The sequence below is a fragment of the Denitratimonas tolerans genome, from assembly GCF_037203605.1.
GTDB lineage: Bacteria > Pseudomonadota > Gammaproteobacteria > Xanthomonadales > Xanthomonadaceae > Denitratimonas > Denitratimonas tolerans.
The window spans coordinates 33,547-48,898 of sequence record NZ_JBBDHC010000009.1 but is presented as its reverse complement, the minus strand read 5'-3'; the positions used below and the strand labels follow the sequence as shown (position 1 = coordinate 48,898).

At 66.9% G+C, this 15,352-nt stretch carries 14 protein-coding genes; 7 read left to right on the top strand and 7 right to left on the bottom strand.

Annotated features, from left to right (window positions below; genetic code table 11):
* Positions 1-15: 15 nt before the first annotated feature.
* From WB794_RS07835 to WB794_RS07815, 5 genes are all read right to left on the bottom strand, one after another.
* On the bottom strand, positions 16-978 hold the full coding sequence (locus tag WB794_RS07835) for a hypothetical protein (protein WP_337335296.1): 963 nt from the start codon (positions 976-978) through the stop codon (positions 16-18).
* A gap of 214 nt (positions 979-1,192) precedes the next feature.
* On the bottom strand, positions 1,193-2,029 hold the full coding sequence (locus tag WB794_RS07830) for a cyanophycinase (protein ID WP_337335295.1): 837 nt from the start codon (positions 2,027-2,029) through the stop codon (positions 1,193-1,195).
* A gap of 704 nt (positions 2,030-2,733) precedes the next feature.
* A complete protein-coding gene (locus WB794_RS07825; protein WP_337335294.1) occupies positions 2,734-3,288 on the bottom strand; it encodes a DUF1439 domain-containing protein in 555 nt (184 codons plus the stop codon).
* Positions 3,285-4,490, bottom strand: a complete 1,206-nt coding sequence (gene iadA, locus WB794_RS07820; RefSeq protein WP_337335293.1) for a beta-aspartyl-peptidase — start codon at positions 4,488-4,490, stop codon at positions 3,285-3,287. The genes WB794_RS07825 and iadA overlap by 4 nt, the downstream gene beginning before the upstream one ends.
* 28 nt (positions 4,491-4,518) lie before the next feature.
* Positions 4,519-5,385: a hypothetical protein gene (locus tag WB794_RS07815; RefSeq protein ID WP_337335292.1), complete on the bottom strand. Its 867-nt coding sequence runs from the start codon at positions 5,383-5,385 to the stop codon at positions 4,519-4,521.
* 56 nt (positions 5,386-5,441) lie between these two features.
* On the opposite strand from WB794_RS07815, the gene WB794_RS07810 reads away from it, so the two are divergent.
* The 5 genes from WB794_RS07810 (at position 5,442) to WB794_RS07790 (ending at position 9,153) form a co-directional block, all read left to right on the top strand.
* Positions 5,442-6,374 (top strand): hypothetical protein, encoded by a 933-nt coding sequence (locus tag WB794_RS07810; RefSeq protein ID WP_337335291.1) that lies wholly within the window; start codon positions 5,442-5,444, stop codon positions 6,372-6,374.
* Between the two features lie 94 nt (positions 6,375-6,468).
* Positions 6,469-7,755, top strand: coding sequence for an acetyl-CoA C-acetyltransferase (locus WB794_RS07805; RefSeq protein ID WP_337335290.1), 1,287 nt, complete (start codon positions 6,469-6,471; stop codon positions 7,753-7,755).
* 51 nt (positions 7,756-7,806) lie between these two features.
* Positions 7,807-8,094: a DUF493 family protein gene (locus WB794_RS07800; RefSeq protein ID WP_337335289.1), complete on the top strand. Its 288-nt coding sequence runs from the start codon at positions 7,807-7,809 to the stop codon at positions 8,092-8,094.
* The gene (gene lipB, locus WB794_RS07795; protein WP_337335288.1) at positions 8,082-8,771 is read left to right on the top strand and encodes a lipoyl(octanoyl) transferase LipB; all 690 of its coding nucleotides are present in this window, start codon (positions 8,082-8,084) and stop codon (positions 8,769-8,771) included. The genes WB794_RS07800 and lipB overlap by 13 nt, the downstream gene beginning before the upstream one ends.
* Positions 8,772-8,871: 100 nt before the next feature.
* The gene (locus WB794_RS07790; RefSeq protein ID WP_337335287.1) at positions 8,872-9,153 is read left to right on the top strand and encodes a HigA family addiction module antitoxin; all 282 of its coding nucleotides are present in this window, start codon (positions 8,872-8,874) and stop codon (positions 9,151-9,153) included.
* A 396-nt stretch (positions 9,154-9,549) separates the two neighbouring features.
* On the opposite strand, the gene WB794_RS07785 is transcribed toward WB794_RS07790, so the two are convergent.
* Positions 9,550-12,369, bottom strand: a complete 2,820-nt coding sequence (locus tag WB794_RS07785; RefSeq protein ID WP_337335286.1) for a DUF3427 domain-containing protein — start codon at positions 12,367-12,369, stop codon at positions 9,550-9,552.
* 127 nt (positions 12,370-12,496) lie between these two features.
* Positions 12,497-13,942, bottom strand: a complete 1,446-nt coding sequence (locus WB794_RS07780) for a pyridoxal phosphate-dependent decarboxylase family protein (protein ID WP_337335285.1) — start codon at positions 13,940-13,942, stop codon at positions 12,497-12,499.
* A 128-nt stretch (positions 13,943-14,070) separates the two neighbouring features.
* On the opposite strand from WB794_RS07780, the gene lexA reads away from it, so the two are divergent.
* On the top strand, positions 14,071-14,679 hold the full coding sequence (gene lexA / locus WB794_RS07775) for a transcriptional repressor LexA (RefSeq protein WP_337335284.1): 609 nt from the start codon (positions 14,071-14,073) through the stop codon (positions 14,677-14,679).
* A gap of 1 nt (position 14,680) precedes the next feature.
* On the top strand, positions 14,681-15,346 hold the full coding sequence (imuA, locus tag WB794_RS07770) for a translesion DNA synthesis-associated protein ImuA (protein ID WP_337335283.1): 666 nt from the start codon (positions 14,681-14,683) through the stop codon (positions 15,344-15,346).
* Positions 15,347-15,352 lie beyond the last annotated feature (6 nt).

The following is a 15,352-nucleotide window of genomic DNA, read 5'->3' as shown; positions in this document are numbered from 1 at the left end:
TAACGCGACGGCCGATCAGCGGCGGCGCAGCACCAGCCAGCCGGCACCCATCATCGCCAACAGCATCAGCAGGAGGCTCTGGTGGCTGGAGGCGGGAACCATCACGTTGACCGGCGCGACGGGGACCACGATGTCGGGAATGTCGCCAAAGGACACGCTCGCCTCCAGCGTGACGCTGCCACCGGCCGGAATGCTGCGGTTCCACTGCAGCGCGGCACCGTTGTCGATGCAGCCGGTGGCCAGCGCGTTGTCGAGCGCGCCGGCACCGATCTGGCTCCAGACCGAGTCGTAACCAGCGCCGGTCCAGGCCGTGACGGGCGTCTGCGGAATGAACAGGATGAAGTAGCTGGGCGTGGCACCGCAGTCGCTGCCACCGACCGCATTCGAAGCCCCCTGGCGCGTGGGAATGCCGGCGTCATCTCCCGCCAGGTAGATATCACCACCCAGGAACACACTGGCGCTCTGGGCCGCCGCGCCGCCGTTGGTGAGCGTCATGCGCATGCTGTAGTAGTTCTGCCCGTTGACATAGCTCACCACCTGGCGCGCGGTGATGCCGCTGGCACCCAGGGTGCCATCCACGGTGACCTGAAAGGGCGAGGCGCTGGTGCCGCTGCCGCTCACCGCACTGACGGCGGTGCCGCTGTACGGGGTCGCAGCCCCGATGCTGCCGCCCGCCTGCAGCGTTGGCGCGTACTGGACGCCGCCCACCTGCACGATCCAGCCCATGGCTCCCGTGTCGAGGGAGTCTTCCGGATAGAACTGACCGGTACCGGGAATCGCGGCATTGAACACCTGGAACGAGTTGTTGTCGCCCACGCGCACGGTCAGCGGATTGCCGTTGATCGATGTGAAGGCACTGGCACCTTTGGCGTGGAGGTCGGAAGCCTTCTTCTGCGCCATCACCGGAGCAGCAAGGCACAGGCCGAATACCACAACCGCGGCGGTTTGCAGCAAGAGGCGGATCGTTGGACGACTCATGGGTGAAGCTCCGGAAATACGTGATGGGGTTGGCAGTTTATCCGAATATCCGAACAAAAGCGCGGCCGGCGCGTTTCCCCTGAAGAGCGTGCCGCGCAGTACCGGTGCGACGGATGGCGGATAGCGGATTCCGCTGGAAACAATCCCCAGCCACGCTCCCCGACGGCCCTTTCCCGACGCCCATTCCGACGGATGGGCACCGGAACCGTGCGAATCAGCCACGCTCCAGCGTTCCCGCCGAAGCGCGTCGCGTGTGCAGATTGAAGGTGGCACCGCGCACCAGCACGTGCACGCGCAGGCCGATCAGGCAGACCGGATCGCTCTCGTCGGCCTGCGCCATCGAGGAAAACTCCGCGCCGTCGGCATCCACCACGGTGACCGCGCCCGAGCCTTCCACTTCCAACGTGTTGTCCGGGCCGATGAAGGCCGCGGTGTCCTCGTCCAGACCGATGCCGACCGGGAAGGGGTTGTAGGCCAGCGCGCTGACCAGACGGCCGAGGCGGTCGCGCTGGCGGAAGTGCTGGTCGATGATGAAGCGGTTGGTCAGACCCAGGCCCGGCGCCAGGCGCACGCTGTCGGCGCGCGGCGAACCGCCTTCGGCACCGAAGGCGATCATGTGTTCGGAAAGAATGCTCGCGCCCGCGCTGGTGCCGCCCACGGCCACGCCGGCCGCGTTGGTCTGGCGGATCATCTTGGCCGCGCGGGTGCCGCCCAGGATGGTGGACAGGCGCAGCTGGTTGCCGCCGGTGAAGAACACCCCGGTGGCGTAGGCGATGCGCTCCAGCCAGTCCTCGCGCTCGCCGTCGGCGCGGGTGGCGAAGTTGAGCGAAGTGACGCGCGCGGCACCAAGGTCGGAAAAGATCTTCTCGTAGCGCGCGCCGGTATCTTCCAGCCGGCTGGCGGTCGGGATCACCACGATATCGGCCTCGCCGCCGCCGCACACGCGCACGAAGCGCTTGAGGATGCGCGGATCGTGCTCCTTGTCCTCGGCGCCGCCGATCGGGACGATCCAGCCGCGCTCGTCGCCGTCGGCGACCCTGCTAGGGCTCATGGTTCTTCTTGCTCCAGGACTGCAATCGCGCGGCGCGGACCGCGCATTTTTGCCGCGTTGGCGGGATTTTCCAAGCGGGGCTGTCGTGGATGCGCCATGGGTGTGGATGGTGGCCTGGTGCTTGGGGTACGGCTTCTTTCGGTTTTGGCTGGGTGCTTTCGCGGGATTTCGTCCGCCTCGGCGGCGGCCGAGTTACTTCTCTTTACTCCGGGCATCCTGCCCTACGCCCCTTCGGGGCCGGCTTCGCCGTTCGCGCCGCTCCTGCGGCGCAGTGCTTCGCCAAAGAGAAGTAACCATGAGAAAGGCGACCCCAGCGGCCCGCCCGGAAGGCTGCGCCTTCCGGGTTCGTGAGAGCAGGAGCGTGCGGTCATCTCGCTGCCTGCCGGCTTTCGCTCTTGATCTACCGGATCCCCATGAACCGCGCCGAGTAGCGCAGGCGGCCGGCGGGGATAGGCGCGGCTGTTCGAGGCCATGGATGGCCGAGTTCGCGCCGGCCGCCGGTTGCCGAGCAACGCAGGGCACGCCGCCTGCGCAGCAGGCGGTGCGCGGTGCCGGGGTGTCGTTTCTTTGGGTTAGCTTTCTTTGGACAAGCAAAGAAAGGTAACTCGGCCGCCGCCGAGGCGGACGAAACCCCGCGACAGCGCCCAACCAAAACCGAAAGAAGCCACCAACCACACCACCCACAACGCGCATCAAGCCGCGCGCTACAGCCCCAGCCGCACCACCACCGCATCGTCCTCGATCCGCAGCTCGCGCAGCAGCAGGCGCGCCGAGCCCTGTTTCAGGTCGGTGCGGTCCAGGGTGTAGACCGGCTTCTGGCTGAAGACCTCCGCGAGCAGTTCGCGCACCGAGTCGGTGGCGCGCTGGGCGTGGCCCTCGGGCAGGCCGTCGATGACCAGCCGGGTGATGACCGGATCGACGAGGAAGAGCGCGCCGCGCGCCTCGTCGTAGCGCACCCCGGTTTCCAGCTCGATGCGTCCGCCCAGGTCGCTGCGACCGCCCTCCAGCTTGAGGTTGAGGCGGGCGTCGACTCCGACCGCGACGCGCTGGCGCTGCGGCAGGAACTCCAGGCTCGGGTCAGCCAGGCGCCAGCGCAGGAGCAGCAGCACGGTGCGCTCGACCGGGAAGCGCTCGGCCAGCTGCGCGCGCAGCTGCGGTTCGGTGACGCGCACTTCGAGCGAACGGCCCTTGAGCCACCACACCGTTGCGGCGGCCAGCAGCAGGGCGGCGAGGCCGGCGAGGATCATGGCGCGCTTCATGCCGGTGCCCCGGCCGTTTCGAAGGTGCCGGCGAGCACGGGCCTGGCACCGCGCCAGTGGACGCGGCCGCGGGCGATCAGGTGGTGCACGCCGCCGGCCTCGTCCAGACACAGGAGGTCCGCGTCGCCGCCGACCGCCACGCGCCCCTTGCCGGCGAGACGCAGCGCGCGGGCGACGTTCGATGTGAAGACGGGCAGGGCCTCGGGCAGCGGCACGCCGCGCGCGAGAAGTTCGGCGAGGGTTTCCAGCAGCGCACCGGGCGCGCCCACGTCCATGCCGCACACCCGGCCGTCGGCATCGAAGCAGGGCAGGCAGCCGCCGGCGTCGGAGCTGACGGTGAGCCGGTCCATCGGCGCGCCGGCCTCGCGCCAGCGCAGGAAGGCGTCGGCGGCGCTCCAGGCGTCTTCGCCTTCTTCGACCGGGAAGGCGGTGACATCCATCGGCACGCCGCGGCGCGCCAGCGCCAGCGCTTCGCCGAACAGGGCGCGGCGGCGGTTGACGTGGGTGGGCTGGAACACGCGCGCCGGCAGCTCGCTTTGATCCAGCGCCTGGCGCACCAGTTCCAGCCCGCGCTCGCCGTCGCCCAGGTGCAGGTGCACCACGCCGGCCTTGCCGGTCATGAGGCCGGCAACGTGGGCGTCGGAGGCCACGCGCAGGAGTTCGTCGAGCGTGGGCTGGCTGGAGCGGTGGTCGGAAATCGCCAGTTCGCCGACGCCGATCAGGGGTTCGAGAAAAACCAGATCGCCGCGCAGCGAGCCGGTCAGGGTGGCCGGCGGCAGGTGGTAGCCGCCGCTGTAGCCGAAGGCCGAAAGCCCTTTCTCGCGCAGCGCGTGGATCGTGGCGAGCAGCTCGCGCGGGCTGCGCGCCACATCGTCGGTGCCGAGCAGACCGATGACGGTGGTGATGCCCGCGCCGGTATAGCGCGACAGCGGCAGGGCCGGGACGCGGGTGCGGAAACCGGCCTCGCCGCCGCCGCCGGTGACGTGCACGTGGCCGTCGATCAGGCCGGGGATCAGGCGGCGGCCTTCCAGATCGAGCGTCTCCACGCCGAAGTCGGCGGGCAGGTCATTCCAGCGCGCGCCGATCCACAGCACGCGGCCGCCGCCGAGCAGAAGGTGGGCCACGCCGCGATCTTCGGGCGCGAACAGGTGCGCGTTGCGCAGGGCGATCAGCGGGGCGGGCGGCAGGTGGGCAAGGGACACGGCGGCGGCTCCGGGGCGTGGATGTCGATCAGGCGCGCAGCACCTGGCGCGGGTCGTCGCCCGTGCCGCAGTGATCGAAGCGCACCGGGATGCCGTGGCTGCCCAGCACCGCGGCGAACTGCTGCTGCCGCATCTGGAAGCGCTCGAAGGCGCGCCCGAGGCGCTCGGCGTCGATGCCCTGCGGCTGGAAGCCGTGCTCGGACCAGGCCGGCAGGTCCATCAGCGCGATGCGCACTTCGCTGCCGTCCCAGCGCAGCAGCGGCTCGGGCGGGGCATCGAGCCATTCCTCGCGCTCCGGCGTCAGCAGGGCGCTTTCGATCAGCGGCCACAGCGGCGCGATGCCGGCGTGCTCGTACTGCATCGCGGTCATGGCGAGCAGGTCGTTGAGGCTGAGGTAGCGGGCGTGTTCCATCGGGGCGTTGAAGGCGCGCTGGGCGAAGAAGGCGGTGGCGGCCTGCGCCATGCCTTTTTCCAGCAGGTTTTCCTCCATTTCCCGGGCCACCGCGGCGAGGGCGCGCGGATCGCCGCGCAGCACGAAGGGCACCAGCCGCAGCGGCCCGCCGTGCAGCGCCGGATCGGGCTCCAGGCCCTCGGGCATCTGCCCCTCGTGCGCGCCAAAGCCCATGACGCGCGGCAGGTGCGGCTCGGGCGCGCGCTCGACCAGGGCATCCAGCGCGGCGTGCACCGGCCAGCCGGCGCGCAGCAGTTCGGAGGGGTCGAACGCGGCCGCCGCCAGCGCCAGGTCCACCTGCTCCACGCCCGGCAGGAAGCGCGCCAGATCGGCGGCAACGTGATCGGCGAGTTCGGCGGCCGCCTCGCGCGCCAGCGCGCTGCGCGCCATCGGCGCCGAGCATTCCAGCGCCAGCGCGCCAAGGGTTGAAATGGGGGCGATCATGCGGGGTCGAGGAGCGGAAAACAGGGCGCTACAGTACCATCGCGGTCCCCTTTTCGATGCCGTGTGCCCCGCCGATGCTCGCCTCGCTGCGCCGGGAACTGCGCGCCCTGCTGGAGCTTTACCTGATCCCCGGACTGTCGGCGCTGGTTCCTTGGCCATTGGGGTTTCGCTGGCTGCGCCTGTGCTCGCGTTTTTCCTGGCTTTACCGCCAGGAATGGCAGGCCGCGCTGGCGCAGGCGCGGCTGCACGTCCCGATCGACGATGCGGCGCTGTGGGCGCGCCAGTTCCGCCTCTCGCGCCTGGTGGACCACGCCGATCTCTACCTGTGCATGACGCGCTCGGATCGCTGGCTGGCGCGCTACGTGGACGGCTGGGACCGGTGGCCCGAGGTGAAGGGCGGCGCGGTCGGGGTGTTCTTCCACTGGTGCCCGGGCTTCTGGGCGCTGCGCGCGCTGCGCCAGCAGGACGTCGTCATCTCCGGCCTGATCGCCCCGCTCAGCCGCCGCGCCATGGGCGGCACCTTCCTGGCCTACTGGTACGGCGCGTTGCGCATGTGGCAGCTGCGCCGGGTCAACGGCCGCAGCCTGGTGATGCCCGACGGCGCGGTGCGACGCTCGGTGAAGGCGCTCAGGTCGGGCGAGGCGGGGGCCACCTGGGTCTGCGGAATGCTCGACGTGCCGCCCCATCCCAACGATCCGACCGAACCGGTCACGCTGTTCGACCGCCCGGCGCGCTTCACCACGGGGCTGTTCGGCATCGCGCGCATCTCGGAAGTGCCGGTGGTGATCGTCGAGTTCGGGCTGGACATCCGCACCGGCCGGCGCGACCTGACCGCCACCGGACCCTGCGATCCGTCCGACCCCGGCCTGCCGCAGCAGGCGGTGGACATCTGGCAGACCCGCATTCGCGAGCGCTCGTGGGGCTTCTTCCTCTGGGCCGCGATGCCGGCCTGGTTCGACCTGCCGCCGCCGAAAGACGCTGCCGCATGAGCAGGCGTCGCGTCCGCGCGCCTTTCCGTTCGCCACCGTATGGGCACTGCGCTATCATCGCGGCATCCCCGTTCCCACCGCCGTGAGCCCCGCGATGGCCAAGACCCAATCCCCCCGACGCGCCGGCGTGATCGGCGGCGTGCGCATCCCGTTCTGCCGCAACAACACCGCCTATTACGACGTCGGCAACCTCGGCATGTCGATCCGCACCCTGGGTGCGCTGGTCGAACGCTTCGGCCTGCACGGCGAGCGCCTGGGCGAAGTGGCGATGGGCGCGGTACTCAAGCATTCCTCCGACTGGAACCTCGCGCGCGAGGCGACGCTGTCCTCGGGGCTGGCTCCCACCACGCCCGGCCTGACCCTGCAGCGCGCCTGCGGCACCAGCCTGGACAGCATCATCACCGTGGCCAACAAGATCGCGCTGGGCCAGATCGATTCGGGCATCGGCGGCGGATCCGACACCACCTCGGACGTGCCGATCTCGGTGAACAAGGCGCTGCGCCGGCGCCTGCTGGACCTCAACCGCGCGCGCAGCGTCGGCGAGCGGCTGCGCGCCTTCAAGGGTTTTTCCTTCCGCGAGCTCAAGCCCGAATTCCCCGGCGTGGCCGAGCCGCGCACCGGCATGAGCATGGGCGACCACTGCGAGCTGATGGCCAAGGAATGGAACATCGCGCGCGCCGACCAGGACCAGCTCGCCTACGACTCGCACCGCAAGGCCGCTGCCGCCTACGAGCGCGGCTTCTTCGAGGATCTCGTGGTGCCCTTCCGCGGCGTCACCCGCGACAACATCCTGCGCCCGGACACCTCGGTCGAAAAACTCGCCACCCTGAAGCCCGCGTTCGACAAGAGCTCGGGCAAGGGCACGCTGACCGCCGGCAACTCCACCCCGCTCAGCGACGGTGCCTCGGCGGTGCTGCTGGGCACCGAGGACTGGGCCAAGGCGCACGGCTTGGAGGTCGAGGCCTGGATCGTCGATGCGCAGGTGGCCGCCGTCGACTTCGTGCACGGCGAAGGCTTGCTGTTGGCACCGGCCTGGGCGGTGCCGCAGATGCTGGCGCGCCACGGGCTGACGCTGCAGGACTTCGATTTCTACGAAATCCACGAAGCCTTCGCGGCGCAGGTGCTGTGCACCCTGCGGGCGTGGGAATCGGAAACCTTCTGCCGCGAGCGCCTCGGTCTGGACGGCGCGCTCGGCCGCATCGATCCGGCGAAGTTCAACGTCGTCGGCTCCTCGCTCGCCTTCGGCCATCCCTTCGCCGCCACCGGCGGGCGCATCGTCGCCACCCTCGCGCGGTTGCTCAAGGAAAGGGGCAAGGGCCGCGGGCTGATCTCGATCTGCACCGCCGGCGGCATGGGCGTGACGGCGATCCTGGAACGGTAGCCGCTCCGCCCGACGCTTGGGAATCGCAGTCATCGCCCCGATAATGGGGCGATGAATACCTGCATCCTCCAGAGCGACAACCCCGACCACGGCTTCCAGTTCCCCGGCGTCTTCGAACTTTCGGCGATGGGCGCGGCCACGGCCGCGCTCGAGCGCGAGCTGCCGGCGCTGCTGGAAGCGCTTGGCGTGGCGGTCCGACACGAGGAGGTGACCGTGCGCGGCTCCAGCGGCGGGCGCTACGTCTCCGTGCGGATCGTCTTCGAAGCCATCGACCGCGCCCAGTACGACGCCGCGCACACCGCGCTGCGCGGCCATCCGGAAGTGAAGTGGACGGTTTGATCGAGCCATCGCCCGATCCGGCCCCGCTGCGGTCGGTGCTGGTACGCGATCTGGGCCGCCGCGCCTACGAGCCGGTGTGGCACGCGATGCAGGCCTTCACCGACGCGCGCGACGCCGATACCGAGGACGAACTGTGGCTGGTCGAGCACGACCCGGTCTTCACCCAGGGCCAGGCCGGCAAGGCCGAGCACCTGCTGGCGCCGGGCGACATCCCGGTGGTGGCGGTGGATCGCGGCGGTCAGGTCACCTACCACGGCCCGGGCCAGATCGTGGCCTATCCGATGATCGACCTGCGCCGCCTGGGCATCGGCGTGCGCCAGCTGGTGTGCCGCATCGAGCAGGCCATCATCAATACCCTGGAAGAATGGAACATCGCCGCGGCGCGGCGCGAAGGCGCGCCGGGCGTATACGTGGGCGAGGCGAAAATCGCCGCGCTCGGCCTGCGGGTGCGGCGCGGCTGCAGCTTCCACGGCCTGGCCTTCAACATCGCCATGGACCTTGCGCCCTTCTCGCGCATCAACCCCTGCGGCTACCGCGGCCTGGCCGTCACCCAGATGACCGATCTCGGTGCCGCCACCCACCCCGCCATCGTCGCCCCGGTGCTGGTGCGCGAGCTGTGCCGCGAGCTGCGGCTGGTGCCGATCGCCGCGCAGGCGCCGGCGATCGAGGCGGCCTGAGCGTTCGCAACAGGAGTCCAGAAGCGACTGGAGGGGCATTGAAGCCGGGGACGCCGAGGTCGTGAACTACGGGGACTACCACTGAGGTTTCGCCATGCGCATGCACAACCCTCCCCATCCCGGTGAAGTACTGCGTGAGCTCTGCCTGGAGCCGCTGGGTATTTCCGTCACGGACGCTGCAGAGGCGCTGGGCGTCAGTCGCAAGACGCTGAGCGCCATCCTCAACGGCCGGGCCGGCATCAGCCCGGAGATGGCGCTGCGCCTCTCCATCGCCTTCGACACCACCCCGGAGAGCTGGCTGGCGCAGCAGTCGCAGTACGAGCTCTGGCAGGCCGAGCAGCACCGCAGCGAACTGAAGGTGAGAAAGCTGGTGGCGGCGTAGCTGTCGTTACGTGCACCGAAGAGTCCGACGATGAAACGCTTCGACGCACTGATTGGCGGGCTGCTTCTCGCGAGGTGTCATGTGCCGAGCTTCGCCATGGGCTGGGGTGTAGAAATGACCAGACATACGCAGACTTTGATTAATGTCAAGTCTTAGTCACAAACTCCTTTCCTTAGCCGCTGGTGGGGCGCCGCAAGGACTTTAGGAGAATTAAGTTTCCTGACTAGCCCCAGGGCGCAGCTGTAGAGCTTCCTCTCCCCATGCAAATAGAGGAGAGGGAACTTTCCGTCTGAGCATAACTGAGGGAGGGGCTAATCAGGTCGAGTTTTGCTATGGATTATAACGCAGGATATCTGCAAAATCTGGCCAAACCAAACCTCCATTGGCACGGTGCATCTAATCCTTACGCTGTTCACCCTGCAGCTGCTCAATGACCATGCTAGGAATACGGTTGCGCAACTGAAATGTAACTCGCATAGGGGCGTCTTCTTCCGCAGAAATAAAATCGACAGGACCAAGATAACTGGCCATGCTGTGCGAGCTCGGTTGCACAAACAGGTGTAACGTGATTCCTAGGTTACGGTGCTCGACGATCATTCGGCCAGTACCGGAGTTTCTAGTCTGCTTATTCTGACTTGTCCACATAAAGTGGGAGTCATCTTTGATGCGGTTGGTGTATTGGTGACGCGCAATTGCGCTGCTCGTATCTAGCTTAGTAATAATGACTATGTGCTCACCGGCACAATCAAAGGTCATCACGCCCATATTATGCCGCGCCGGATCATACTGACTATTAAAGTGGTTGACGATCTCTTGCCGACTGTAACCGCGATGCAAGTCCAGTGCTTCCGGACGACGCAAAATGCCGCCGTGCCGTGATCGAAAGTCTTTTTCCAAGGTGTACTGGATGCGGCCTTCGATTTCTTCTCGCAGCAAATCGGCTGGGATTTCTTGCCTCGCCCCTTTGGTTAGCCCAACGCCATCAAACAAGTCTCCAAGCTTACGCTTGAGCGTATCCGCCACTTTGGACTCGGCGTATGGCTTGTACTCTGCGCGCCAACGCGGAAATCGCTGATAAAACGCTTCGTAACCCGCATCGGGATCATCGGGCATTGCACACATACCCCATAGTGCAGCATATGGATAGACGCGCTGCGCTTGCCAGTCCTTTTCTGCAGACAAGAGTAATTGATAACTGGCGCTGTCCCGATCAAGCGAAAGCTCCCAAGCCTGCGCATCTTCAGCGGCTTGACGCAATCCAATCCAGCTTCCAAATGCGCTGCGCACATCGGATGGAGTTGGCATATTTGCGTCGGATAGCAAATCCACCAGTTGTGGCCGGCTAATATCTAGTTCTTGATGTAGGCGCTTATAGGCGGTCAAACAAAGATCCTTGCGCGAGGGGGCGTAGCGCTGTACCTTTTTAAGAATCTCGACCGTCTTTGCATCAAGAACAATCTCGCAATCTTTGGGCGGTGTGATATCCAGAAGAGGTACCGTGCTTGGGCCGCGCGGGGCGTTGCGGTCGCTCAACGCATCTAACGCGTCAACTGCCAGCCAAGCCGAACGGTGATGACCGACGAAATCAAGCACTGTCAAAACCTCCGACTGTGGCGTCAATCGCAGGCCGCGACCAAGCTGCTGAATAAAGATAGTTGCGGATTCAGTTGGGCGCAGGAACACCACAGTATTAATCGCCGGAAGATCCACACCCTCATTTAGGACATCCGCTACAAACAGCCACTCCAGGGGGTGTGAGGGGTCTTGAAGCTGCTTATAGATTTTTTCGCGCTCGGCAACATGATCCATCCCGGTGACTGCACGAGCCTCAATGCCCCGCCTGCGTAACGCATCGGCCATATACTGAGCATGTCGGACTCCAGCACAGAAGCCAACCGCAATACGCTTTGGTCCATCAAATCCACGAATTCGACAGTGATGAAGCATCTCATCTACGCGGTTCTCAACCATCAGAGCATTTTCCAGGCGCTCTGGGTCAAATCCACCAGAGCGCCATGGGATCGAGCCATAATCTACGCTTTCGTCAGCGATACCAAAATAGTGGAAAGGAAGCAGCCAGCCTCGATTTATCGCCTCCACCAGCCGAACTTCGTAGGCAACATTGTAATCGCAAAGAGCAAGTACATCGTGACCATCCTGACGCTCTGGGGTGGCCGTGAGGCCCAGCAAAAAATCATAATCCAGCTGAGCTAGCAGGGCGCGATAGGACGGCGCTGATGCATGATGGAATTCATCCACCACAACATATTCGAAGGTGCGGCCCGTTAGCTTGGTGCTGTTGCTGGCAGACGCAATCGTAGCGAACACGAAATCGACGTTTGTGTCTAGGCGACCACCGTATGCTCGGCCATAAATGCGGGTGTCCCCAAATACCGAATTGAATGTTCGCTCTGCCTGAGTGAGATGCTCCAGTCGATTCGATAGGAACAGAAGGCTTCGTGCCCCATGAGCCAGCGCATCGAACGCAGCAAGAAAGGTTTTACCAACTCCCGGCGCCGCAACAACAGCTGCTCGACGCTCACCGCTCTCTCGCAACTCGTTCAATCGAGTCAGCGCTTCGACTTGCGCTTGATTGGGCTTTACGTTCCTTTCACTGCCATACACAGGCTGGGACTGATCGATGTGTGTAGCCGGAATCTTTGCCGGCTGCACTAATGATTGACGAACTGTCTGCGCGTAAGCGTCGATCAGCTCGTGGCTTAGAGGAAACGCATCTTCCCTCAACCAGAGGTATTCGAACAGACCTTGTGCTTCGAGCAATTCATGCTGTCCGACATGCCGCAGGTTTGCCTCAATATTGGTTGATAGCCCGCCCTTGGTGAAGTTCGAAGATCCGATCCAGCACTCCGCCGGCTCGTCCTCGATTACATACATTTTGGCGTGCAGCCCTTGATCTTTACAGCCCTGTTGGTGGGCTAGATGAAGGCGGCTGATCACGCCTGGATATTCTAGGACTGCTTTCAGAGCTTCTGGCTGAGTAACGCACATATAAGTGGAGACCAGAAGTCGTAATGTTCCACCCCGTGCTTGAAATTGCTCCAGCTCTTCGCATATGAGACCGAATCCGCTGTATCGGAAGAACGACACTGCGATGGACACTCGATTGGCAGAAAGAAGCGCATCGCGAACCACATCCAGCATCCTGCGCTGTCCGGGCAGGTTTCCTACGACCGACTTGGAGAGTGGTTCCTGCATTGACCTTTCTCATATGCAAGGTGGCTCGCGCTACGCCTGAAGTATAGGGAACCTTGAAAAGCTCGCTCAATCGCTGGCAAACGCCGAACCAAGAGGACGACGAGGTTGGTGAGACTCCGATCTTCGCTCAACCCCCCGCTTCAGCCAGCAGCGCAGCCGCTTCAGCGGCGATATCCTCCACGCAGGCTTCCACCTGGGCGCGGCGCGAGCGGAAGCTGAGCACGCAGACCCGGCCCAGGTAGCGCTCGCCGACCTGCGCGCCGGTCACCATTACCCGGCCGCGCGCGGTGACGCGCGCCATCAGGGCGCGGGTGGCGGCGTTCTGGGCTTCGAGCGTGTCGAGCCGAGGGCTCTCCAGGTGGAAGGCGAACAGGGAGAGCTGCGGCGCGGCGTCCATCACCACGCCGGGGATTTTCGCCACTTCGTTCGCGGCCCAGACCGCCAGCGCGCGCTTTTCCGCCAGCGCGGCGCGGTAGCGCGCGGTGCCGAAGAGCTTGAGGGTGAGCCACACGCGCAGGCCGGGGAAGCCGCGCGAAAGATCCGGTCCGTACTGCGCCGGGTCGTAGAACTCGCTCTGGTTGTCGGGCAGATAGCCGGCCTCGGACGAGTGCAGCGCGCGCAGCTTCTCGCCGTCGCGCACCAGCAGCGCGCCGGTGCCGTAGGGCATAAACAGCCCCTTGTGCGGGTCGAGGGTGAGCGAGTCGGCGCGCGGGAGCCCGGCCAGCAGCGGGCGCAGTTCGGGAACCATGTGGAAGAAGGCGCCGTAGGCCCCGTCGACGTGGTGCCACAGGCCTTCGCGCGCGCACAGGTCGGCGACGGCCTCCAGCGGATCGACCGCGCCGGTGTTGGTGGTGCCGGCGGTGGAGAACACCATGAAGGGCCTGAGCCCGGCGGCGCGATCTTCGGCAACGGCCGCTTTCAGCACGTCCACGCGCATGCGGAAGCGTCCATCCACCGCGACCTGGCGCACGCGGTCGTGCGCGACGCCGGCCAGACGCGCGGCCTTGGTGATGCAGTGGTGCGACTGCGTGGACACATACAGCGTGCCGGCGCGGATGTTGTGGCCGAGGCGGTCCTCGCGCGCCGCGGCGATGGCGTTGAACATCGCCATCGAGCCGCCCGGGGTGTAGAGCCCGCGCGCGGTTTCCGGGAACTGCATCCAGTCGCGCAGCCAGTCGAGGGTGTTGGCCTCCAGCTGCACCAGCGCGGGCGCGGCCTGCCAGATGCCGGTGTAGCGGTTGGCGGTGTCGGCGATGAAGTCGGCCAGCGCCGCCGGATACACCCCGCCGCCGGGGATGTAGGCGAAGTAGCCGGGACCGGGCGTGCCGAACGAGCGCGGGATCCACTCCTCGAACAGCGGATCGAGCAGCGATTCCAGCGGCGCGCCGTCTTCGGGCGCGTCCTCGCGCAGCGCACGGCACAGCGCCTCGATGTCGGTGAAGTCGCCGTTGGATGGCGCGCGGTCCAGCGCCGCCAGGTGCGCCACCGCGCGCTCCACCACGGTCTGTCCCATGGTCCGCATCTGCTCGGGGGAAAGCTCCAGGCTGGCGGGATCGTGCGCGGCGTGGTTCACCGTTCGTGCTCCGGATGGATGGGGCGAAAACTATAGCGACGGCGCACCCGGGCGACCCGTGCCACAGGGCATCCCGCTGCGCCGGGGGTTCTGGCGTTCGCTCGCCGAAAAGAGTACAAATGTGTCCCATGGACGAACTCAGCCCCCGCCGCCGCTGCATCCTCGAATTCATCCGCGAGCGCGCCCTCGTGCACGGGCAGCCGCCCTCGCTGGCCGAGATCGCCGAGGCCTGCGGGCTGGCCTCGCGCGGGGCAGCACGCAAGCAGGTGCTGGCGCTGGCCGACGCGGGTTTGATCGAGCTGACGCCGGGGCAGGCGCGCGGGATTCGGCCGGCAGGCGCGAAGCGCGAGGCCGGGGCGCTGCCGGTTCCGATTCTGGGCCGGGTGGCGGCCGGCGTGCCGATCGGCGCCGACGCGGGGCTGGGCGATACCCTCTCGCTCGACGCGCGGCTGTTTTCCCTGCGCCCGGACTACCTGCTGCGGGTGGAGGGCGACTCGATGATCGAGGACGGCATCCTCGACGGCGATCTGGTCGGGGTGCACCGCAGCGCCGAGGCGCGCGAGGGACAGGTGGTGGTGGCGCGGCTGGACGGCGAGCTGACCATCAAGCGCCTGTCGCTGCGCGAGGGGCGCGTGCGCCTCCTGCCGCGCAACCGCGCCTACGCACCGATCGAAGTGGGACCAGGGCAGGACTTCGCCATCGAGGGTCTCTACTGCGGCCTGGTGAGGCGCGGCTGAGATGGGCGCGCTCCGGCAGGTCGAACTCGCTGTCGCGGCCAATGACGCCGCGTCACCCGTGGTGCTGGAAGCGCTGCTGGACGGGCGCCGGCTGTGGAAAGGACGCGGCGCGCCCGCGCGCCCCCGTGCCGACGCCGTTCCCACCGGCCACGCAGCGCTCGACGCCGCGCTGCCGGGCGGCGGCTGGCCGCAGGCGGCGCTGAGCGAAATCCTGCATCCGGCCGACGGCATGGGCGAAATCCGCCTGGCCTGGCCTGCGCTGGCGCGGCTGGCGCAGGCCGGCCAGCGCGTGGTGCTGGTGGCACCGCCGCACCTTCCCTGCGCCCCGGCCTGGCGCAGCGCCGGCGTGGAGCCGGCGCGGCTGCAGCTGGTGCAGGCCACCGATCCGCGCGAGGCGCTGTGGGCCGCCGAGCAGTGCCTGCGCTCGGGCAGCTGCGGCGCGGTGCTGTGCTGGCCCCATCGCGCCGACGATCGCGCCCTGCGCAGGCTGCAGGTGGCGGCGGAAACCGGCCGCAGCCTCGCCTTCGCCTGGCGTCCGCTCGCGGCGCAGCGCAACCCCTCGCCGGCGGCGCTGCGCCTGGCCATCGGCCCCGAGCCCAACGCGCTGCGCGTGCTCAAGTGCCGCGGCGGCGCGGTGCCGGCGCGGCCGATTTCGCTCGCGCAGTGAGACACC